General features: G+C 65.6%; 20 protein-coding genes. 5 read left to right on the forward strand and 15 right to left on the reverse strand.

All coding sequences use genetic code 11. The features are described 5' to 3' along the window. Nucleotides 1-3: 3 nt before the first annotated feature. Nucleotides 4-1,272, forward strand: coding sequence for a glycerate kinase type-2 family protein (locus I7X43_RS13795; protein WP_198101537.1), 1,269 nt, complete (start codon nt 4-6; stop codon nt 1,270-1,272). Here the strand turns inward: I7X43_RS13795 and I7X43_RS13800 are convergent. Beyond that, entirely contained in the window at nt 1,260-2,762 is a 1,503-nt protein-coding gene (locus I7X43_RS13800; RefSeq protein WP_198101538.1) for a 3-hydroxyacyl-CoA dehydrogenase, read from the reverse strand. The two genes, I7X43_RS13795 and I7X43_RS13800, sit on opposite strands and share 13 nt — an antisense overlap. Continuing rightward, complete coding sequence (locus I7X43_RS13805) at nt 2,755-3,549, reverse strand: enoyl-CoA hydratase-related protein (protein ID WP_198101539.1); 795 nt, start codon at nt 3,547-3,549, stop codon at nt 2,755-2,757. The genes I7X43_RS13800 and I7X43_RS13805 overlap by 8 nt, the downstream gene beginning before the upstream one ends. A gap of 99 nt (nt 3,550-3,648) precedes the next feature. On the opposite strand from I7X43_RS13805, the gene I7X43_RS13810 reads away from it, so the two are divergent. The 3 genes from I7X43_RS13810 to I7X43_RS13820 are packed head-to-tail and all read left to right on the forward strand — an operon-like array spanning nt 3,649 to nt 7,146. After that, nucleotides 3,649-4,671 carry an STAS-like domain-containing protein gene (locus I7X43_RS13810; protein WP_198101540.1) on the forward strand — a complete coding sequence of 341 codons (1,023 nt, stop codon included), beginning with the start codon at nt 3,649-3,651 and terminating at the stop codon, nt 4,669-4,671. Continuing rightward, complete coding sequence (locus tag I7X43_RS13815; RefSeq protein WP_198101541.1) at nt 4,664-6,382, forward strand: putative bifunctional diguanylate cyclase/phosphodiesterase; 1,719 nt, start codon at nt 4,664-4,666, stop codon at nt 6,380-6,382. The genes I7X43_RS13810 and I7X43_RS13815 overlap by 8 nt, the downstream gene beginning before the upstream one ends. Nucleotides 6,383-6,387: 5 nt before the next feature. Beyond that, on the forward strand, nt 6,388-7,146 hold the full coding sequence (locus tag I7X43_RS13820; protein WP_198101542.1) for a hypothetical protein: 759 nt from the start codon (nt 6,388-6,390) through the stop codon (nt 7,144-7,146). Nucleotides 7,147-7,176: 30 nt separating this feature from the next. On the opposite strand, the gene I7X43_RS13825 is transcribed toward I7X43_RS13820, so the two are convergent. Genes I7X43_RS13825 through I7X43_RS13840 form a run of 4 tightly spaced genes read right to left on the reverse strand, consistent with a single transcriptional unit; the run spans nt 7,177 to nt 11,840 of the window. After that, nucleotides 7,177-8,379: a toxic anion resistance protein gene (locus I7X43_RS13825; RefSeq protein WP_198101543.1), complete on the reverse strand. Its 1,203-nt coding sequence runs from the start codon at nt 8,377-8,379 to the stop codon at nt 7,177-7,179. A 19-nt stretch (nt 8,380-8,398) separates the two neighbouring features. Further along, nucleotides 8,399-9,061, reverse strand: coding sequence for a hypothetical protein (locus tag I7X43_RS13830; RefSeq protein WP_198101544.1), 663 nt, complete (start codon nt 9,059-9,061; stop codon nt 8,399-8,401). Then, on the reverse strand, nt 9,061-10,719 hold the full coding sequence (locus I7X43_RS13835) for a vWA domain-containing protein (RefSeq protein WP_198101545.1): 1,659 nt from the start codon (nt 10,717-10,719) through the stop codon (nt 9,061-9,063). The genes I7X43_RS13830 and I7X43_RS13835 overlap by 1 nt, the downstream gene beginning before the upstream one ends. Beyond that, nucleotides 10,716-11,840 (reverse strand): hypothetical protein, encoded by a 1,125-nt coding sequence (locus I7X43_RS13840; RefSeq protein WP_198101546.1) that lies wholly within the window; start codon nt 11,838-11,840, stop codon nt 10,716-10,718. The genes I7X43_RS13835 and I7X43_RS13840 overlap by 4 nt, the downstream gene beginning before the upstream one ends. 199 nt (nt 11,841-12,039) lie before the next feature. Here I7X43_RS13840 and I7X43_RS13845 point away from each other — a divergent pair, with 199 nt between their 5' ends. Then, the gene (locus tag I7X43_RS13845; RefSeq protein WP_198101547.1) at nt 12,040-13,119 is read left to right on the forward strand and encodes an acyltransferase family protein; all 1,080 of its coding nucleotides are present in this window, start codon (nt 12,040-12,042) and stop codon (nt 13,117-13,119) included. A 28-nt stretch (nt 13,120-13,147) separates the two neighbouring features. Here I7X43_RS13845 and pyk read toward each other — a convergent pair whose 3' ends face one another. From pyk to def, 9 genes are all read right to left on the reverse strand, one after another. Next, complete coding sequence (pyk, locus tag I7X43_RS13850) at nt 13,148-14,578, reverse strand: pyruvate kinase (protein ID WP_198101548.1); 1,431 nt, start codon at nt 14,576-14,578, stop codon at nt 13,148-13,150. A gap of 67 nt (nt 14,579-14,645) precedes the next feature. Beyond that, nucleotides 14,646-15,839 (reverse strand): phosphoglycerate kinase, encoded by a 1,194-nt coding sequence (locus tag I7X43_RS13855; RefSeq protein WP_198101549.1) that lies wholly within the window; start codon nt 15,837-15,839, stop codon nt 14,646-14,648. A gap of 39 nt (nt 15,840-15,878) precedes the next feature. Next, nucleotides 15,879-16,208 carry a branched-chain amino acid transport AzlD family protein gene (locus tag I7X43_RS13860; protein WP_198101550.1) on the reverse strand — a complete coding sequence of 110 codons (330 nt, stop codon included), beginning with the start codon at nt 16,206-16,208 and terminating at the stop codon, nt 15,879-15,881. Then, nucleotides 16,195-16,911 carry an AzlC family ABC transporter permease gene (locus tag I7X43_RS13865; RefSeq protein WP_310737576.1) on the reverse strand — a complete coding sequence of 239 codons (717 nt, stop codon included), beginning with the start codon at nt 16,909-16,911 and terminating at the stop codon, nt 16,195-16,197. Before I7X43_RS13865 ends, I7X43_RS13860 begins: the two co-directional genes overlap by 14 nt. A gap of 65 nt (nt 16,912-16,976) precedes the next feature. Continuing rightward, nucleotides 16,977-17,735, reverse strand: coding sequence for a head GIN domain-containing protein (locus I7X43_RS13870; protein WP_198101551.1), 759 nt, complete (start codon nt 17,733-17,735; stop codon nt 16,977-16,979). Nucleotides 17,736-17,884: 149 nt separating this feature from the next. Next, nucleotides 17,885-18,232, reverse strand: a complete 348-nt coding sequence (locus I7X43_RS13875) for a hypothetical protein (RefSeq protein WP_198101552.1) — start codon at nt 18,230-18,232, stop codon at nt 17,885-17,887. A 71-nt stretch (nt 18,233-18,303) separates the two neighbouring features. Then, nucleotides 18,304-19,155, reverse strand: a complete 852-nt coding sequence (gene htpX / locus I7X43_RS13880; RefSeq protein ID WP_198101553.1) for a zinc metalloprotease HtpX — start codon at nt 19,153-19,155, stop codon at nt 18,304-18,306. Between the two features lie 67 nt (nt 19,156-19,222). Then, nucleotides 19,223-20,182: a methionyl-tRNA formyltransferase gene (gene fmt, locus I7X43_RS13885; protein WP_198101554.1), complete on the reverse strand. Its 960-nt coding sequence runs from the start codon at nt 20,180-20,182 to the stop codon at nt 19,223-19,225. Then, nucleotides 20,182-20,715, reverse strand: coding sequence for a peptide deformylase (def, locus tag I7X43_RS13890; RefSeq protein WP_198101555.1), 534 nt, complete (start codon nt 20,713-20,715; stop codon nt 20,182-20,184). The genes fmt and def overlap by 1 nt, the downstream gene beginning before the upstream one ends. Between the last annotated feature and the right edge of the window lie 101 nt (nt 20,716-20,816).

The raw sequence follows: 20,816 nt of genomic DNA on the forward strand, positions 1-20,816 counted from the left end.
GCCATGCGACCGGCGCCGCGCGAGGGCCTGCGGCGCCTGTTTGAAACCGCGGTGGCGGCCGCACAACCGGCGCGTGTGCTGCCCGCCCATTGGCCCGAGCCACCGATGGGGCGCACGGTGGTGCTGGGCGTGGGCAAAGCCGCCTGGGGCATGGGCGCTGCCCTGGAGGCGGCCTGGCCCGCAGATCGCCCGCTCAGCGGCGTGCTGGTGGCCCCAGCGGGCAGCCGTCCGGTGGGCTTGGGGCGCTTGCACCGTCTCGAAAGTGCGCACCCCGTGCCGGACCGTCGCAGTGTGCGGGCAGGTCGGGCCTTGTTGGCGGCGACGCAAGGCTTGGGCCCGCAGGATCTGGTGATCGCCCTGCTCTCTGGCGGGGCATCCGCCCTCGCCACCGTGCCCCAGCCCGGGCTGAGCTTTACCGACCTGCAAGGCATTCATCAAGCCCTGTTGCGCTGCGGGGCCCCGATCGACGCCATGAATACGCTGCGCAAACACCTGTGCGCGCTCAAGGGCGGGCAGTTGGCGGCCGCTTGCGGTCGCGCGCCGGTCCTGACGCTGGCCATCTCCGACATCCCCGGTGATCGCCTGGACCTGATTGGATCGGGGCCCACGCTGGCCGACCCGAGCACCTGCGGGGATGCGCTGGCTGTGGCGACGCGCTTCGCCATCCCCTTGCCGCCCGTGGCGGAGCAGGCCCTGCGGGCCGGCACATGGGAAACCCCCAAGGAGTTGCCCCGCCACCACCGCTCGCAACTGGTCGGTTCGCCCGCCATCTCCTTGCAAGCCGCGGCAGATCTGGGGCGGCAGTGGGGGCTCCACGTCACCCTGCTGGGCGACGCCTTGCAGGGCGAAGCGCGGGCGCTTGGACGCCACTTGGCCCAGCAGTGCGCCCAGCCTGGGCTCTACCTCAGTGGTGGGGAAACCACGGTCACCCTGACCCATTCCACACCCGGTCGAGGCGGCCGCAATGCCGAATGCGTGCTGGCGGCGCTACTCGAATGGCGGGACCGACCCGGGGCCTACGCCTTGATGGCCGACACCGATGGCATCGACGGGGCCAGCCCGTGGGCAGGGGCCCAGATTGGGCCAGACACCTGGGCGCGCGCGCAAGCGCAGCGCCTGGATCTGGCGGAGGCCCTGCATCGTCATGATGCGGGGGGCGTGCTGCACGCCTTGGGTGAAAGCCTGCTCACCGGCCCTACGGGCACCAATGTCAATGACTTTCGGGCCCTGTGGATCGATGAGCCCCCTGACCCCGGAAGTCAGCGTTCCTGATCCAACCAATAGCGTTGGCGCAAATACGGGCTGACGCGGTAGCGCTCACTGCGGGTGTGGGCCCACAGGCGGTCCAGGAGCCCGCACACCGGCACAACGCCCAGCAGCTTCAGCCACTCAAACGGCCCGGCCGGGTAATTCACCCCCAACTTCATGGCGGTGTCAGCGCCCGATTCGTCGCAAACGCCCTGCCAGACCGCGTCGGCGCCCTCGTTGATCAGCATGGCCACCGTACGGGCCACCACCAGCCCGGGGGTATCGCGCAGGGGCACGCCAAGCAAGCCCGCCGCGGCCAAGGCGTCCAAGGCGGCTTGCCGGGCGCGCGGTTGAACCCGGGGGCCCCAGGCCAGCGCCAGCACTTGCGGGTCCGTACCCGGTAAGCACCAGTCCAAAACGGCCAGCGGGTTGCTGTGCCCCGCCGCCAATTCGACGGCACACCGCCCGTCGGTCACCATCAGGTCCACCGCCCCATCGCCCACCCGCAAGCCAGTCCACTGCGCCTCGGGCTGACGCGCAACACCCGGCAGGCGCGCCGCCAGGGCGTCCGTGCAGGGGCCACGCCCCATCAACACCACCGAGGGCTCCGAGGGGGGCGCCACCGCAGCCGCCAGTCGAGTGGGTTCACCGACATAGAAGCCCTTGCCAACTTTTCGACCCAATCGCCCGCCATCCACCAAGGCCTGCTGCACCAAGCTGGGTTGGTAGCGACGGTCACCAAAGTTGGACTCCCACACCGAGCGCGTCACCAAGTTGTTGGTGTCTTGCCCGATCAAGTCCATCAACTCGCAGGGCCCCATCCGAAAGCCCACCGAGCGCAGGCAGGCATCCAATTCCGCCGGCGTTCCCGCTTGCTCTTGCAGCAAGGCCAAGGTCTCCGCGTAGTAGGGGCGTGCGATGCGATTGACGATGAACCCCGGCGTGGACGCAGCTTTCACCGGCACTTTGCCCCACCGCCGAGCCAAGGCGTCGATGCCCTCGGCGACCTCCGGGGCCGTCTCCAACCCGGAGACCACTTCCACGAGCTTCATCAGTGGCACCGGGTTGAAGAAGTGCATGCCCACCAGGCGCTGCGGGTGGGCCAGCCCGTTGGCCAGCGCGGTGATGCTGATCGAGGAGGTGTTGCTGGCGATCACCGCTGTGGGCGGCAACAGGGCATCGAGTTCACGCAGCAAGGCCCGCTTGGGTTCGAGCAATTCAACGATGACCTCAATGACCAACGCGCAATCCGCCAAGTCCGCCACCGCGGCGACCGGCTTCAATCGGCCCAGGGACTGCTCGCGGGCATCGGCCGTCAATTTGCCCTTGGTCACCAGGCTGGCCAAGGTGTCAGCCAGCTTCGCCACGCCCGCCGCGGCGGCGCCCTCACGGGCGTCGAGCAACTTCACCGGATGGCCGGCCAAGGCCGCGATCTGGGCGATGCCCATGCCCATGACCCCGGTGCCCACGAGCCCGATGGTGGCGCCTTCGCCCAGGTGAAGGGTTTCACTCATGATCAGGGTTCCAAGTCGGTAGGCGTTTTTCGGTAAACGCGGCGAAACCCTCCCGGGCCTCGGGCGTGGTGCGCACGCGCGCAATGGTTTGGGCCGTTAGCTGCTGGACGGCGGGCCCCACGTCTCCCACCCGCAATTGCGCAAACAAGGCTTTGATCTCGGCTTGGGCTGCAGGCCCACTGGCGAGCAGTTCGGTCAGCGTGGACTCCATCGCCTCATCCAGGCCTTCGGAGGCCACCACCTGGTGCACCAGTCCCAGGCGCAGCGCCTCATCGGCCGAAAAACGATGCGCCATGAGCGCCAGTCGCTGGGCCTGCCGCGGCCCGACAGCCCGCAAGACGTAGGGCCCAATCACCGCCGGCAAGATGCCAAAACGGGCTTCGCTGATGGCAAATGCCGCGTCTTGCGTCGCGATGGCGATATCGCAAGCCGCCACCAATCCCGCGCCTCCGCCCAGCGCCAACCCTTGAACCCGCGCCACGGTCGGTTTGGGGCAGCCCGCCAGGGCGGCCAGCATGGCAGCAAATCGCTCCGCATCCACGCGGTTATCGGCTTCGGGCGCCGCGGCAGCCCGCTGCATCCAACCGATATCCGCCCCGGCGCAAAAGTGTTTGCCTTCGCCCGATAACAACACGACGCGCACCGCGGGGTCTTGGGCACACCGCTCCAGCGCGTCTTTCAGGGCGTCAATCAGGTCCTCGTCAAACGCATTGAAGCGATCCGGGCGATTCAACGCCAGAAGCGCCACGCCATCGGACCGAACAGAAAGTAGCAAGTTGTCGTTCATGCCGTCAGTATCGAACTTCCGCCCGCCCTGGCAGAACTTCCCTTGCGGCCGCCGCGGGCCGCCGCTACGCTCTTGCAGCCTTTAGCCTCTGAGTGCCCCATGAGCGTCCGTTTGAATTTCGACCACTTCATCCAATGGATCACGGCGGCCGCCCGGGAACATTCGCATCAGTTGGCCGACCATGTGGTCGAGCGCACAGGCTGCAGCCGGCGTGCAGCGCAGGCGATGCTCAAGCGCTTGGTTGAGGCGGGCTGGCTGGTGCGCGATGGGGGCTTCAGCCGTGCGGTCTACCACCCGGGCAGTTTGCGGCAAGTGGTGAAAAGCTATCCGCTGTACGGGCTGCAGGAAGATTTGCCCTGGCAGCGGGACTTCGCCCCCAATTTCGCGCTGCCCGCGCACGTGGGCCGCATGGTTCAACACGCCTTCACGGAGCTGCTGAACAACGCCATCGACCACAGCGGGGGCACCAGCGTCACGGTGAGCCTGCGTCAAACGCCCACCCATGTGCAGCTCTTGGTCAGCGATGACGGGTGTGGCGTGTTCGACCGGATTGCCGGCACCTATGACATCGCCGACCCGAGCTTGGCGATGCTGGAGCTCAGCAAGGGCCGACTCACCACGGCGCCGCAGGAACACACGGGGCGCGGGCTTTTCTTCAGCAGCCAATTGGCCGATGTGTTCGACTTGCACGCCAACGGCACAGCCTATGTTCGCCGGGCCTGGGACAGCAGTGGCTGGCGGCCGGGCAAGGCCCTGCCCCGGCAAGGGACCAGCATCTACTTCGCCGTGGCACTGGATACCACCCGCACCTTGGACCAAGTGCTCGGCGCGTGGAGCTTGGATGGCACGGGGGTGGCGTTCGACCGCACGGTCATCAGCCTGCGCTTGCTGGCCGGCGAAGGTCAAGCCCTGGACAGCCGCGCCCAGGCCCGCCGAGTCACCGCTCGCCTAGAGCGCTTCAAGCGAGCGGAAATTGATTTCGACGGCGTGCCGGACATCGGCCACGCGTTCGCCGACGAGCTGTTTCGGGTGTTCGGCCTGAACAACCGCAGCGTGGAGTTGGTGCCCATCAACGCCAACCGGCGCATCCTGGCGTTGATCGACAACGCCCGCAATGGCTAAAGACCCCCCCCTGATCATTGGCGAAGAGACCTGGAAGTTGGCCCTGGAGGCCAGCGGTGACGGGGTGTGGGATTGGCACATCCAAGAGGGCGTTGAGCATTTTTCCCCCGGTTTTTTGAGCATTTACGGCTACACCCTGGAGGATCTGGCCGCGGACCCCGACGCCATTGACGCACTCACTCACCCGGACGACCGGGAGCAGATGGCCCGCGATCGGCAGGCCCATTTCGAAGGCCGAACCGCCGTCTATCGCAACGAGCACCGCGTGCGCTGCAAAGACGGCAGCCTCAAATGGGTGCTGACGCGAGGCATGGTGATTGCGCGATCGGCGGACGGCCGCCCGTTGCGCATGGTGGGCACCCACACCGACATCACATCGCGCAAATTGGTCGAAGCCCAAACGTGGCGCCAAGCCCATCACGACGCCCTGACCGACCTGCCCAACCGGCGGCTCTTGACGGAGCGCCTGAGCACCGAAATCAAACACGCGCGTCGGGATGGTCACCAACTGGCGCTGATGGCCCTGGATCTGGACCGGTTCAAAGCCGTGAACGATCAGTGGGGCCATGACGCGGGCGACGAACTCCTGCGTCAAGCCGCCCAGCGCATCGCCGCCTGCATACGCGAAGTGGACATGGTCGCCCGCTTGGGGGGTGACGAGTTCATCGTGCTGCTGACCGATGTGCAGGGCGAGCCCAGCTGCATCGAGCGGGTCGCCAGCGCCTTGGTGGCGCGCTTGGACGAGGTGTTCACCCTGGGGGGCCACAAGGCCTCGGTGTCCGCCAGCATTGGCATCGCCCTGTTTCCGACCGACGCCCACGATGCCCGAGGGCTCTTCAAACGGGCGGACCAAGCGCTGTACGCCGTCAAGCGCGCGGGGCGCCGGGGCTACCGGTTTGCGGGTGATGCCCTGCAAGACGCCGCCCAGGCGCGCAGCCGTCTGGGCCAAGAACTGCGTCAAGCCCTGGATCGTGAGGAGTTTCGGGTGCATGTGCAACCCGTACTGCCCATCGATGCAGGCCCCTGTCTGCATGCTGAGGTGCTGTTGCGCTGGCAGCATCCGGTCCTCGGCCTGCTCGGCCCGGGGTCATTTCTGGCGCTGGCCGAGAGCAGTGGGCTGATCCGCGACATTGGCTCCTGGGTTCTGAGAGACTCTGCCCGGTGGCTTCGCCAGTGGCGTGAAACCCTGCATCCGGATCTGAGCCTCAGCCTCAACATTTCTGGCGTGCAACTGCGCGAATGGAGTGGCAAGGTCACCGATTGGACGGCGCACTTGCACCAGTTGGGGGTCCCGGGGTCGGGCGTGGTACTGGACTTGCGCGAGTCCCTCTTGCGGGACACCCATTTGCGCGGGCTGTTGCAGTTGCCCGCTCTGCGTGCCGCGGGGGTGGGCGTGGCACTGGACGACTTTGGCAACGCCGACAGTCGGCTAGACAGTCTGCGCCACCCAGGACTCAGCCAAGTCAAACTGGCCCGTGAACTGATCGTCGGGCTCAAACCGCACAGCCGCGAAGCGGCCTGGCTCTCCGCCCTGGTGCAATTGGCGCGTTCTCAGGGCTTGCGCACCATCGCCAAGGGGGTTGAATCGGCCGCGCAAGTTCAGGTGTTGTCCCGCTTGGGTGTGGACGCCCTGCAAGGCCAACATTTGGCCGCCGCCGTGCCGGCAGCCGACTTTTCAGACTGGTGGCAGGCCCACCGCCCCGCCCCCTGAGCCCCATGGCCCACACCGCGCTCCGGTGGTTGTCCGCACTCGGACTGAGCGCCGCGGTCGCAAGCCCCAGCGCGGCCCCGCGGTTAACGCCCGCTCAGCATCAGGCGCTGGAGGTGTTGTTGGGCCTGCCCCAGCAGCCCGACGGCGCACGCTCGCTGTGGACCCTGGCGCTGACCGCGGACGATGAATGGGTCGTGAGCCTCGGGTTGCGAACGTGCCAGGGCGACACCCACTGCGAGCGGGTCCTGGCACTGCGGTGGATTCAAGTGGCCCCCGGTAACTTCCGAGCCTGGATCGCCGCCCAGCCCCACCTTCCCATGGAACAGAGTTTGAGGGGGCTGGTGGGCAGCCACTACGCCAATGACTTTCGGTCGCAGCATTGCGCGGCCTACCAGGCCCGCCCGCCGGCCGCCAACGGAACCGTGCCCGCATGGCCACAGCGCTTCGTCCGTGCGCAATTCGCAAACACCTTTCGGGCCCCGATGGCGTGCAGAGCACCAGCTCCCGAGGCATCAGACACCCGCAGTCTGTGTGAGGGCGCGGCGGAAGCCGTGTGGCGGTGGAGCCAATCCGAGGCCGAACAACAAGAAGCCCTTTGGATCATCTTCCACGGCGGACCGCGCCGCACCGATCCACGGGACCGATCCGCTGAGTGGATGAACCGCCGCGCGGACCTGGAGGCCCGCCGGCGCGATTCCAAGGCGAGCCCCAAGCCCTGGCGCGCGGAAGACAGCCCGTGCCCCCACCCCGCTCAGGCCAGGTGAGGCCGGCGGACGCCCGTCGGCGCCTCGCGCTCAGAGCTTGACTGGCCCGTCCACCGCCCCGCCGACTGCGGCCTTGGCCTGTTGTTGGCGCACGCGGTCGGTGTAGGCCTCGGCCCGCTGAATTTGCTCAGCGATCAGGCGGTTGTTTTGCCCCATGGTTTCAATGGCCTTGGAGCGGAAGCTGTCCATCGCATCCATGGCCTGGAAGGTCTGGTCAAACATGGACTGAATCTGCTCGATGCCGAGCATGGGGTTGGAAGCGAACTCGGCGGTCTGGTCCACATGCTGGTTCAATTGACGGCCCGTCTCCTGAATCAGGTTGCCAATGGTGGCATTGACGCCCTGCAGCATCTGCATGACCTGGATCTGGTTGCCCGTGGCGCGCGCCACGGTCTGGGCCACGGCCAGCGCACTCATGCCGGTGGTGGCCACGCGGTCGCAACCGTTCATCATTTCGCGCCCGGTTTTTTTGAGCACATCCAGCGCCAAGTACCCGTTCACACACACCGCCTGCTGGGTTTGGATGTCGGTCAGGTTCTGGCGTGCATAAAAGAGCACCTCTTGCTCCAGCGCTTTGGACTTCATCGGGTCGCTCGCCTTGAGGGCGGTGACCCGTTCCGCCAGGCGCTGATCCAGCGTGCGGGCGAAACGTGCGGCGGCGGCGAGGCTTTGCATGGCCTCCCACAGCTTGCCGCGCGTGGCCTCGATGTCGATCACGTCCTTTTGGATGCCGTCCTTGGCCGCGTAGAGCTGGGTCATCGAGGTCTGCAACTGCGAGGCGGCGCTCTCGAACTTGCGGAAGTAGGCCTCCAGCTTGTTGCCAAACGGAATCAAGCCCAGCAGCTTGCGCGGCTGCAGCAGGTCGCCCTCCTTGCCCGGGTTGAGTTCGTCCAACTGGGCCCGAATGGCGGCAATGGCCTTGTACGCCGGCGTGTCCTCTGCGCCCACAAAGTTGCGCTGCATCAGGCTGCCCTGCATCAGGTTGGCAGCCACGCTGATCTCCTGGCGGCCGAGTTGGAAGGCACTGTCCAGGCGCTGCTTGAACGGCTCGCTGTGCAGGTCTTCCTTTTCCAGCGCCTCAATGAAACGCTGGACCTGATCATCCACTTGACTGACCACCTCGGCCTTCAGGGGCACGACCTCGGTGGCGGCCTCCGGTTGCACCGGGGTGATGACCTCGGGAGGCTCCAGGGTAAAGACGGGCTGGACGGCGGTGGTGGTGGTGACACTCATGTTCAAGACTCCCAAGAAATCACGACTTCAGACGCTCGACGGGAGCGCCAAATTTTTGCTTCAAGAATTCGCTGTGCGTCAGGAACGCCTGCGCATCCTGAGCCGCCAGATCGTCGCCCAACTGCACGACCTTGCCCTCCAACTCGCCCAGCACGCCTTCAAAGGTGGCTTGCGCGGTCTGCCCATTGGCCAGCAGCTTGGTGGCCGCAAAAGCAGACGGAATGCTCAGGTAGGTATTCAGGGCCTCAGGCAAGTAGCGGATGGCGATGTGGCGGGCGTGAAAAGTCTCTTGCAGCGACAAATTCCCGCGACTGCGTTCCCACTGATCGAGCAAGGTTTCCAGGGCATCGCACAGCGAAAAAATGCGTTGGCGCAAGGGCGGCGAAATCCGCTGCCCGGGGTTGTGCTCGGTCAAACGACGCACCCCGCTGAGGGCCCGCCCCATGGCTTCGCGTGCATCGCCTTCATCCTTGAAGTCCAGCGCCTCAAAGAAATCTTCTCGCGTGCTGGGCCAACCCCACCACAGCCCACCGACCACGAATCCAGCCCCATACCCCAAGGCCGCAACGCCCAGGCCCAGGCCCCCCAGCAAACCCAAGCCCTTGAGCACGAGAACCGCGGTCGCCGCCCCCAAGCCCAGCCAGTTGGCAGGTGCATTCACCCAACGCAGCAAGCCATTCATCACTGATAGGCCCGGATGTCCTTGAACACGGCATACAGCGGTGTCTTGCGCGCGTCGAACACCTTGCCGCCGGTCAGTTCCACCACGGCCTTGAGCTCGGCCTCGGCCGCATCCCCAAACAGCACCATGAACACCGGAATGCCGCGCACGTCTTCCGGCAAGGCGTCGTAGGCTTGCTTGAACTCACCGAAATCGCGGCCAGCCGTGCGCTTGCCATCGGTGAAGACCACCACCGAATACTGGTAGCCCGGCTTGACTTTGCGCTCCGCCAGCATGTGGCGCAATCCGGCCAAGGTGGCGTCATAGAGCGCCGTGCCCCCGTCCATCACCAACCCGTCCGCGGCCTCCCGTACGCGGCGCAGCGCCTCCTGCTTCGCCTCGGTGTCGGCCTGCGGCAACACCCCTTTTTTCACCGGACTGGCGGCCGGCACCTCAAAGAGTTCGGGGGTGCCCACATTGCCGGCAAAGGGAACAAACCACAGCCGTTCCCGGCTGGTGAGCTTGGCCACGCGGCCCGTCAGCGAGGCATCCGCCCCGGCGATGTAGTGCAGCGCTTCAATCAGCTGCTCGCGCCGCTTGCCCTGCATGCTGCCGCTGGTGTCCAGCACAAAGGCGCTGGCAATCGGGCGGCGGAACTCGTTCAGGTAGGCGTCGATCAGGCCATCCGCCAGTTGCCGATCCGGTGAGAACGGCAACTCCACCTGCATGCCGCGCGCGGGCAGCAGGTTCTCAACCTGCTGCGCCAACTCCGCCTTGATGGGGCGCCGCAAGGTTTGGCGTGCCAACCACAGCTGCGCCGTTTCCCCTTTCAGGTACTCCACGACCTTTAGGTAATCGGCGCGACGGGCCTCATTGAGCAGCATCAGCGGGTAATCGGCCGTGCTCACCCCTTCGTGCGGATAGATCAGGTGCAAAGGCTCGCGCAGCTTGCCGCTGGCATTCAAGCTCAAGAGCCAGCTCTCGTAGTTGATAAACGCGTTGGCGCGGGTGCCCTGGTATTTGGTGAACTGCTCGGCCAAGTAGGTGGAGTTGTCCCCCACGATCTTGTAGCCCTTCAGAAAGTCAGCAATGGCCTGCCGGTCGACGTCGGCTGCGGTCAGCGCCTCCGGGCTGCCGCTGGCTGCAGCCACCACGCCGAGCAATGACATGAAACCCTGGTTGCTGGTGGCGGGGTTGGAGAGCGCATAGCTCAGCTGCCCCGCCTTGGCCGCCGCCGTGATGTCGGCCCAGGTCATCTTGCGATCCACCCAGCCGAATTTCTTGGCGTCCGACTCACTCACGCCGACGGCGATCGGCGACAGCATGATTTTTTCCTGCAGCTTGACCCGCTGCTGGCCGGTCTTGTCGGAGAGCAGGTACTTGGCATTGGCAAACCACGCCACATCGGCTTTACCGTCCCCGGCGAGCACTTCCTGCGTGCTCTCCATGGTGCCGCCGAACCGGAATTTGACCGGCACCCCGGTGGCGCGCTGAATCAACGGCGCCAGGGGTTCAAGGTCTTTCAAATCGCTGGTGGCCAGGATTTGCAGCGCCCCGGCGGCTTCGTCCGCCACCGCCGGGCTGGCCGAGGGGGGCGGCGCTTCGCTCTTGTTACAGGCGGCCAGCACCAGGCCCAAGCCTAAGCCCAACCCCATCAGGGTCCGTCGCGCCAGCTTCATTGGTTCATCTCCCGGCTCACCACGTCGATCATTTCAAACATCAGGTCAAAGGCTGGCGGATCCACCACGTTGTTCAGTTGTGTGTCCACGGCCAAACCCGCCCGCTGGGCCGCGGCGGCAAACGCGGCCGGATCGCCCGTGCGGAAACCCAGCTCAAGCGCCACGGCCTGCAACTCCTTGTTCGACGCCAGCAGCTCCCCCAGCCGCTTGGCGCGCTCATTCATCGCCACCCAGACCACCTTGTTGACGATGGTGGGTTGCGGAACCAGCAGCACCATCTCCTTGCGAATGCCGCTTTTGAGCGCATGCGCCAGCATCTGGTTTTCGTAAATGAAGGCCAGCGGCGTCTTGCCCATGCCGATGGCCAAGTAGTCGTCAAACGCCCCATTGACGTAGTTCTCTTGGTAACCCTGGCGCTTGAACAGTTCGGCCAGCTTTTGCGCCTGCGTTTGGGCGGTGGCGCGGTCACTGACCACTTCGCCCAGCAGCGCCTGCGAGGTCAGGGCCAAATACATCGCCGCCGAGTTGCTGCGCCGGATGTCGGTGGTCGAAACGAGCACGCTGCGGGAGACGTCGTACGCCGAACTGCCCTTGAGGTCTTTCCAGCGCTTCTTGGCCAGCATGGCCTGGGTCAGCGCGGCCATGTCGAGCTCGTAATAGCCCGCTGGGTTCGCCTTCGCCATTTGATTGGCGACGAGCAGCTTGGCAATGGGCTCCCAACTCGCCACCACCAAAGGCGTGTGGAAGGGCGAGCTTTGCGTGGCGTTGAGTTTGGTCTTGCGCGCGGCGTCCAGAATCATGTTGGCCGCGACCACCCCGCTGGAAAAGAAAAAGTCCGGGCCGCCGCTGGCCTGGACCTTGCCCGCCATGTCCCGGCTGCCCACACGCTGCACCTGCACGGGCAGCTTGTGCGCGGACAGGATGCGCTGCACACGCTCATCCTTGAAGAAAGGCTCGGCGTCGACGGCGATCAGGCCCTTGAGGGGCTCGGCGGAGGCGATGTCCGCCTGCTCCTGCGCCACCTCTTTCTTCTGCTGCGTGTCGCGCAGCGCAAAAAACAGGGCCGCCCCAAAAACGGCCAGCACCACCACGGTGCCCACGGTGCGAACTGCAGTATTCATCGTGCCCGGAACTCCCCCACCATCGCGCCATGCGATGCGAAGCCAGTCTAGGGCTTGCACAGGGGATTCAGCCGGTAGCTGCCACTGAAACGGGGGGGCCATCGCTCAGGAGCGACAATCGGCCCCTAGTCCTGCGCGCTACCGGCTGAAGCCGCCACGTTCTCGAGGAGCTTGCCGAGCTCCCGCACCCCCAAATCCTATGGCCCACTCCGCTGTTGCGGCGGCTCGGTTTTGGCCCCTGGATGGGCTCAAAGCCGTAGCCGCCTTGTTGATTTTGCTGCACCACGGCGCGCTGTATGGTCCGCTGGCACAGGCGCTAACGGAGGTGACACCCGCTCCCGCCGCATGGCTACAAGACTTTGGTCGATTTGCCGTGCACGTGTTTCTGGTGATCGGCGGCTACTTGGCGGCGGGGAGCCTGCGCCCGGAGTCTCGCAGCCCCTTGATCCGACGGTACCTGCGCCTCACCCTTCCCTTCATGGCGGCCGTCGCACTCACGCTCGTCGCTCACGTTCTGACCCTGCGCTGGCTACCCGAGCTGGCCCCCACCGACCTCGATCTGGGGCAACTGCTGGCGCATGCGTTGCTGTTACACGGCATCTTGGATCAAGAGTCCTTGACTGTCGGAGCATGGTATGTGGCCATCGACTTCCAGTTGTATGTGATGCTGTGGTGGTTGATGGCGCGCCGGCGCCCCTTGATCTGGATCGCGGGCTTGGCCTTGGCCTCCGCGCTGGTCTTCAATCGCTGGAGCGACTGGGACAACTGGGCGCCTTACTTTTTTGCAGCCTATGGCCTGGGGGCACTGGCCCAGCGTCTGCCCCAGCTCGGGTTTCGGGGCCATGCGGCATTCGCCTTGGTCACCTTGGGCGTTGCCGCCGCCTGGGTCATTGAGCCTCGCGGCCGCTTGGCGCTGGCGTTGGCAACCTCCGTGGCGCTGATGTGGATGCCCTGGCAATCACTGCCCGCGGGCTCCATGGCGGCGGTCTCAGGGTACCTGGGCCAGCGCGCTTACGCGCTCTTTTTGACGCACTTCCCTGTCTTGCTGCTGGTCAATGCCGGCTTTGAACTCGCAGGTAGTCCGACCGCCTGGGCCCCCATGACGCTAACGTTGGCAGCCGGCCTGTCGTATGGCACGGCCCATTCGTTTTTTCGTTGGATTGAACAGCCTGCCGGTCGCTGGACTCCCGAGGCCCTGGTGCGTGCCCTGAGCTCCTGGAAGCTACTGCCCGTCTTGAGCCTGGTCGTCGGCGCGCAGTCGCTGTTCGACCTGGTCTGAAGCGCTGCGCTCGCCAGATTCTCTGGCGTCAGGCCACGCGGCACACCTTGAGCATGTTGGTTCCGCCGGGGTAGCCCATGGGCTCCCCACAAGTGATCGCGTAGGTGTCGCCAGGCATCAGCACACCCTGCTCCACCAGCAATTTTTCGGCCGCCAGCAGCGCGGTGTCGCGGTCATCCATCCGCGGCATCAAGAGCGGGGTCACGTTGCGGTAGAGGCCCATCTTGCGCTGACTCACCAATTGCGTGGTCAACGCGTAGATCGGCACGTGGATGCGATGGCGGCTCATCCACAGAGCCGTGGAACCCGACTCGGTCAACGCCAGGATGGCTTTGCATCCCAGGTGGTGCGCAGTGAACAGCGCCCCCATGGCGATGGACTGATCGATGCGGGCAAAGCGGCGATCGGCGAAGTCCGTTTCAATGCTGACGTACTCCGCCCGTTCTGCCTCCAGCGCAATGGCTGCCATTTGTTCGATGGTTTCGACCGGGTATTTGCCGGCCGCCGTTTCGGCGCTCAACATCACGGCGTCGGTGCCATCGAGGACCGCATTGGCCACATCACTCACCTCGGCACGGGTGGGCACCGGGTTGACGATCATGGACTCCATCATCTGCGTGGCGGTGATGGTCAGCTTGTCCATCTCCGCCGCCATTTTGATCATGCGCTTTTGCAGTGCCGGCACGGCCGCATTGCCCACCTCAACCGCCAAGTCGCCCCGCGCCACCATGATGCCGTCACTGGCCTTCAGGATGGCCTCCAGTTGCGGAATGGCCTCGCTGCGTTCGATCTTGGCAATCAGGCCGGGCTTGTGGCGATACGGCTCACCGGCCACGTTGGCGAGTTGTCGGGCGAGCTCCATGTCCGTCGCGCTCTTGGGGAAGGACACCGCCAAGTACTCGCATTGGAACGACATGGCGGTTTTGATGTCCTCCATGTCCTTGCCGGTCAGGGCCGGCGCGGTGAGGCCCCCGCCTTGCTTGTTGATGCCTTTGTTGTTGCTCAGCTCCCCGCCGATCTTCACCACGGTGTGCACCGCAGCACCGCGCACGGCTTCCACAGTGAGCACGATCAAACCGTCGTTGAGCAGCAGGGTGTCGCCAGGCTTGACGTCACGCGGCAGCTCCTTGTAATCCAGACCCACCGCACCCACGTCACCCAACTCGGTGCGGTCGGCGTCCAGAACAAAGCGGGCGCCGTTTTCGAGCATCACTTTGCCGTCGGCGAACTTGCCCACCCGGATCTTGGGGCCTTGAAGGTCGGCCATCAAGGCCACCTCTTTGCCCACGCGCTGGGCCGCCTCGCGCACCAACCTGGCCCGGTCGATGTGGTCCTGCGCCTTGCCGTGGCTGAAGTTCAGTCGCACCACATCCACCCCGGCCCGAATCATGGCTTCCAGCACCTCAGGGGTAGAGGACGCGGGGCCCAGGGTGGCGACGATCTTGGTGGCACGGCTCATGATGTAACTCAATTACTTAATCTGCGGATGATACGGTTACAACGCCGTGCCGGGGTACAACGGAGTTTCAGCCCGCGGCGCGACGGCTGAGGATCTCAAACGCGGGCAAGGTTTTGCCCTCGAGAACCTCCAAGAACGCCCCACCGCCGGTGCTGATGTAGCTCACCTGCTCCGTGATGCCGTACTTGGCAATCGCAGCCAAGGTGTCGCCCCCCCCAGCAATGGAAAAGGCCGACGAGTCGGCAATGGCGCGGGCGATGGTCTCGGTGCCCTGCGCAAAGGCGTCGAACTCAAACACGCCCACCGGGCCATTCCAAACCACGGTGCCGGCCGATTTGAGCTTGTCCGCCAACAGGGCTGCGGTCTTGGGTCCGATGTCCAGAATCAGGTCGTCATCGTCCACCTCGGTGGCCGCCTTCACCGTGGCCGGGGCATTGGCCGCAAAGGCCTTGGCGCAGACCACATCCACGGGGATGGGGACCTCGGCACCGCGCGCCTTCATGGCTTCGATCACCGCCTGGGCCTCGCTCAAGAGGTCCGGCTCGGCGAGGCTTTTGCCGATCTTCAGACCCGCCGCCAGCATGAAGGTGTTGGCAATGCCCCCGCCCACGATCAGCCCGTCCACGTTCTTGGCCAGGGACTGCAAGATGGTCAGCTTGGTGCTGACCTTGGAGCCGGCCACGATGGCCAGCAGCGGCCGCTTGGGGTTGGCCAAGGCCTGGCTGATGGCATCGATCTCGGCAGCGAGCAGCGGGCCGGCGCAGGCCTGCGGGGCGAACTGGGCGATGCCGTAGGTCGTGCCCTCGGCGCGGTGCGCCGTGCCAAAGGCATCGTGCACAAAAATGTCGCAAAGCTGTCCCAGCTTTTTGGCTAACTCTTCGCTGTTCTTTTTCTCGCCCTTGTTGAGGCGGCAGTTCTCCAGCAGCACCAGCTCGCCGGGCGCCACGTGCACGCCGTCCACCCAGTTGGCCACCAGCTTGACCGGGCGCCCCAGCAGCTCGGCCATGCGCTCCGCCACCGGCGCCAGCGAATCCTCGGGCTTGAATTCGCCTTCGGTCGGGCGGCCCAGGTGCGAGGTGACCATCACGGCGGCGCCCGCGTCGAGCGCCATGCGAATGGCGGGCAGCGAAGCGCGGATCCGGGTGTCCTCGGTGATGCGGCCGGCGTCGTCCTGCGGCACGTTGAGGTCGGCGCGGATGAAGACCCGCTTGCCGGCCACTTGGCCTTGAGCGACGAGGTCTGAAAAACGAATCACTTTCATGGGAGTCACTGCAAATGAAAAAAGAATTTGGGAGAAAGCTTACCAACCGAGGCCCAGTTTGAGCAGGAGCATCACCGTCATGCCCACCAAGATGGTGCCCAGAATGCCGCGCCGCCAAAAGAAGTAGCCGCTCGCCGCCAGCACGGCAGGCCACCGGGGGTCGCGCCATGTGGCGATGATTTCGCCTTGCGTCATGAACACCTCGGGCGCGATGACCGCCACCAAGACCGCCAAGGGCGCGACTTTGAGTACCGCGCGGGCCCAACCGGGTAGGGGCCAGGGCTCGTTGCTGATCATGAAAAAGCTGCGCGCGACGACCGAAATGGCCGCCAGCCCCGCGATGGTGGCCCACACCTCAGCGTCGCTCATCGCTGCCCCGTCGATCGAGGGCCCACCCCACGGCGCCCGCCGCCACGATGGCCGCCATGATGTACAGCTTGAGCGGCAAGTGGTAGGCCAGCAAGGCCACCGCCGCCGCAACGCCCGCAACAATCCACTGAGCCCGCTCTTGAAGCAGCGCGTACGCCATGCCCAGCAGCGCCAGCACCCCGGCGAAACCCAAGCCCCAGTGAGCCGGAATGTCGTGGGCGGCCACGATGCCCACCACCGAAGCCGCCTGCCACGCCCCCCAATTGACGGCCACCGCGCCCCAAAAGTAAGGCGCTTGGCCGGGCCCGGGCTCGGCCACTGGAAAGCGGCGCAGAAAGTTCACAAAGGTCAGGTCCCCCGCCAGATAGCCCATCAAGAGTCGACGGGCGCGGGGCAAGTGGCCGAAATAAAGGCGCCACTTGGCGCTGAAGATCACAAAGCGCAGGTTGACGCAAAAGGCGGCTGCGGCGATGACCCAGAACGGGGCCTGGGCCATCATCAGCGGCAACGCCGTCAACTGGGCACTGCCAGCAAAGACCAGTAGCGCCATGCCCAGGGCCTGGGCCACCGTCAGGCCACTTTTGACCATGGCCACACCCGTCACCAGCCCCCAGGCGGCGAGCCCTAACGCGGGCCCGGCCATCTGCCGGGCGCCGAGTCGGAATTCAGGGTGGCGCCACAGCGCGCGAATGGAAGTCAGCACAAGAGCGGCATTCTCGCCGCCCGGGTTTGCTAGAGCCTTCTTCTTCGCTGCGGCGCCTTACGCGCTCAGCGGCGGGTCACCGACCCACTGCCCGCAATGCTCTGACTGACTTCGGCTGTCCCGCTGTAGACCACGCTGCCACTGCCGGCGATCGACACCTTCAAGGTCTTGTTCGCTTGAACGTTCACATCCCCGCTGCCAGCGATGGACACTTTCACCGCGTCGGCCGCCAACTGGTCGGCGACCACATCCCCACTGCCCGCCACCGACACCTGAGCCTCCTTGGCGCGCCCCCCGACGTGCACATCCCCCGTGCCGGAGACGTTCATCTGCACCGAGCCCGCCTCCAATTGCGGCGCTTTCACCGTGCCGGAACCCGCCACACTGATCTTCAGCGCCTCCGTTTTAAAGGCTTGCACGTCGGCGGAGCCGGAGCCTGCAACAGCCAGCGCCCGCAATTCCGGCAGGTCCACTTCAATCCGCAGGGGCTGGCGCGATTGCACGGTGTAGCCCCGCTTGACCTTGATTTCGAGCGTGCGGCCCTTGGCGCCATTCACCACTTGCGTTTCGACATACGGCAGGAGGTTGCCATCCGCCTCCAATTCCACCCGAGAGGCGCCCGCCTGACGCACTTTGAGCTCGACACCCCCCGAAACGGCGATGGCATCAAACCCAGTGAGCGCCCGTGCTTCGCGCTTGACCTGACCGTCCCCCCGCACCACGGTGCCGTCGCCGGTTTGAAATGTCCACGCCACCGCCGCCGCACTTCCCACGAGGGCGGCTGCGGCAACTGAACTCAAGAAAAGACGGCGGGCGAAGGTCATGAGAAGCTCCATCAGGTTGTTGATGGGGGCATCCTCGCTTCGCCATCGGGGGAGGCCAAGGGGCTCGCGACCAGTCGATGCTGCGCGCGGATGAAACGCCAATTTGGTCGACGAACGGGGAGCCCCGCCCCAAGACGCGGGGCACCGGCTCAGTGCGACGCCGTTTTGGCCGACTTTTTGGGCGCGGGCTCTTCTTCCTCGTCCGCCTTGGGCTTCTTCGGTTCCGCCTTTGGAACCACCGGGGCGACCCCTTCCAGCTTGTTCTCCCGCATGTACTCGTCCATCTCCCGCCAGCCGGTGTAGACCGCCGCTTTGTTGGCCTTGGGGTTCAAGGTGTAGCAGTCTTCGATGGCGCGCATGGCATGCCGGCATGCCGACCCAATGGCCTTGCCTTCGGCCTCTTTGGCGGCCGCCACTTTGGCGGGATCCTCAATGCCGAGTTGCTCACAGGCCGTGAGCAGCGCCAGCACAGGAACAAGTCGAAACAGAGCACGCATGAACGGTTTTCGTCGCTTGAACGCGCAGCTTGAGCGGGAACAGCCCCGGTTTTAACGGACTTTCTTCCGCTTCAGCGGTCTGCCGCCATGGCGAGCAGCCGCGCCACGCGCTCTTCGGTCTGGGGGTGGGTGCTGAACAAACCGCGCAGTCCGCCGCCCGACAGCGGGTTCATGATCATCATTTGCGCGGTTTCCGGATGGGCCTCGGCGGCGGCCAGCGGAATGCGCCCTTGGGCGTACTGCTGGATGCGCTCCAACGCACTGGCCAGCGCTCGCGGGTCGCCGCTGATCTCAGCCCCACGGCGGTCCGCCTCAAACTCGCGCGCCCGGCTGATGGCCATTTGAATCAAGCTGGCCGCCAGCGGCGCCAGAATCGCAACCGCCAGTCCGACCAAGGGATTGGCCGGCCGCCCCTCGGAGTCCCTGCCGCCAAACAGCATGCCAAAGTTAGCCAGCGCAGAAATGGCGCCAGCCATGGTGGCGCTGATGGTGGAAATGAGGATGTCCCGATGTTGAACGTGGGCCAATTCATGGGCCATCACCCCCCGCAGTTCGCGCTCCGACAGCAAGCGCAAGATCCCCGTCGTGGCCGCTACTGCCGCGTGGTCGGGGTTGCGCCCCGTGGCAAACGCGTTGGGCGCCGCCTCATCGATCAAATACACGCGCGGCATCGGCAGGTCCGCCTTGGCCGCGAGCTCCTGAACCATCGCATAGAGGCGGGGGGCCGTCTGGGCATCGACCTCCTGCGCGTTGTACATCTTCAGCACCATTTGGTCTGAGAACCAGTAGCTGAAGAAGTTCATGCCCAGTGCGAAAAGCAGCGCCAGCATCATGCCGGTCTGCCCACCAAGCAAGCGCCCGCACACCATGAACAAGGCCGTGATGGCGGCCATCAAAACCGCGGTTTTGAACAAATTGAACATGACTGCTGCGCCTCCTAGCGAGCCCAAAGGAACGGTGCGTCCCCAGTTGGGGGCAACTCTCGCATCATCAAGCCTCGGGCGGTTGGGAATCGAGCGGCTCCCCCAAAACCAGCCCGAGACTGGTGGCCTGGAGCGCGGCGGGACCCCGGCGGCCGCCAGGGCGTTGCAATTCGGTCAGCACCACGCTGCCGTCGCCGCAGGCAATTTCGGGGCCCTCAGCATGCAGGGCCAGCACCGTTCCCGGCGCCCCCTGACCGGATTCAACCCGGACGCGCCATACTTTGAAGCCCGCCCCGCGCCACGCAGCCTGCCCGCCCGGAAACGGGTCAAAGGCCCGCAGCCGACGTTCAATCTCTGCAGCCGGACGCTGCCAATCGATCCAGGCTTCCCGTTTGTCAATCTTGGCGGCATAGGTCACCCCTTGCTCGGGCTGGGGCTCAAGCGGCAAGGTGGGCCACCGCTCCAAAGCCTGGACGACCAGCCGCGCGCCCTGCGCTGCCAGCCGGTCGTGCAGGCTCGCCGCCGTTTCGTCCGTCGCCAAGGGCAAGGCTTCCACCCACCGCATGGCGCCGGTATCCAACCCCGCATCCATCTGCATGAGGGTGACGCCCGTCTGCGCGTCGCCGGCCTCGATGCAGCGCTGGATGGGAGCCGCCCCGCGCCAGCGCGGCAGCAGCGAGGCATGGATATTGAGGCACCCCTGGGGCGGCAAGTCCAGCACCCATTGCGGCAGGATCAGCCCGTAGGCGGCCACCACCATCAGTTCCGGCGCCCAACTTTGCAGTTGGGCCCGAGCCGCCTGGGCATCCGCAGCAAAGCGACCATCCAAGCGCAAGCTCTGAGGCTGCGCAACCGCAATGCCTGCCGCCAGCGCCCGCTGCTTGACCGGCGAGGCCTGCAGCTTCATACCGCGGCCTGCGGGGCGATCGGGCTGCGTGAGCACGCCCACCACCTTGTGGCCGGCCAGCACCAGCGCATCCAGCGCCTGCGCCGCGAACTCCGGCGTGCCCGCAAACACCAACCGCATCAGAAACCCCGGCGGGCCGGGACATGCTGCTGCTCTTCTCGGGCCCGTTTTTGCAGCTTGCTTTTGATGCGGTCCCGTTTCAGCGGGCTCAGGTACTCCACAAAAACCTTGCCCATCAAGTGATCCAGCTCGTGCTGAACGCAAACCGCCAGCAAGCCCTCGGCCTCAAACTCATAGGCTTGCCCACTGCGGTCCAGTGCGCGCACCTTCACTTTCTTGTGCCGGCGCACCTTGTCGTAGGTTTGAGGCACCGACAAGCAGCCCTCCTCACCCTCCGCCATGTCCGCGCTGGCTTCAATGATCTCGGGGTTGATCATCACGCGGGGTTGGTTGCGCTCTTCCGAGGTGTCCATCACCACCACCCGTTGGTGCACGTCGACCTGGGTTGCCGCCAAGCCCACCCCCTCCGCCGCATACATCGTCGCCAGCATGTCGTCGACCAACTGGACGATGTTCGCGTCCACCGACTCCACCGGGCGGGCCACGGTGTGCAAGCGGGGATCGGGATAACGCAAGATGTTCAAGAGTGCCATGGACGTGTCGGAATGTTTCGCCAAGAGAGCGGTTGTGGGGCAGCCGCAACGCCGCAGGGAAAGCCCGCAAGGACTCGCCGCGTTCAGAAGCGCTGCAAAGG

The sequence above is a fragment of the Inhella gelatinilytica genome (genome assembly GCF_016093295.1).
GTDB classification, from domain to species: Bacteria; Pseudomonadota; Gammaproteobacteria; order Burkholderiales; family Burkholderiaceae_C; genus Inhella; species Inhella gelatinilytica.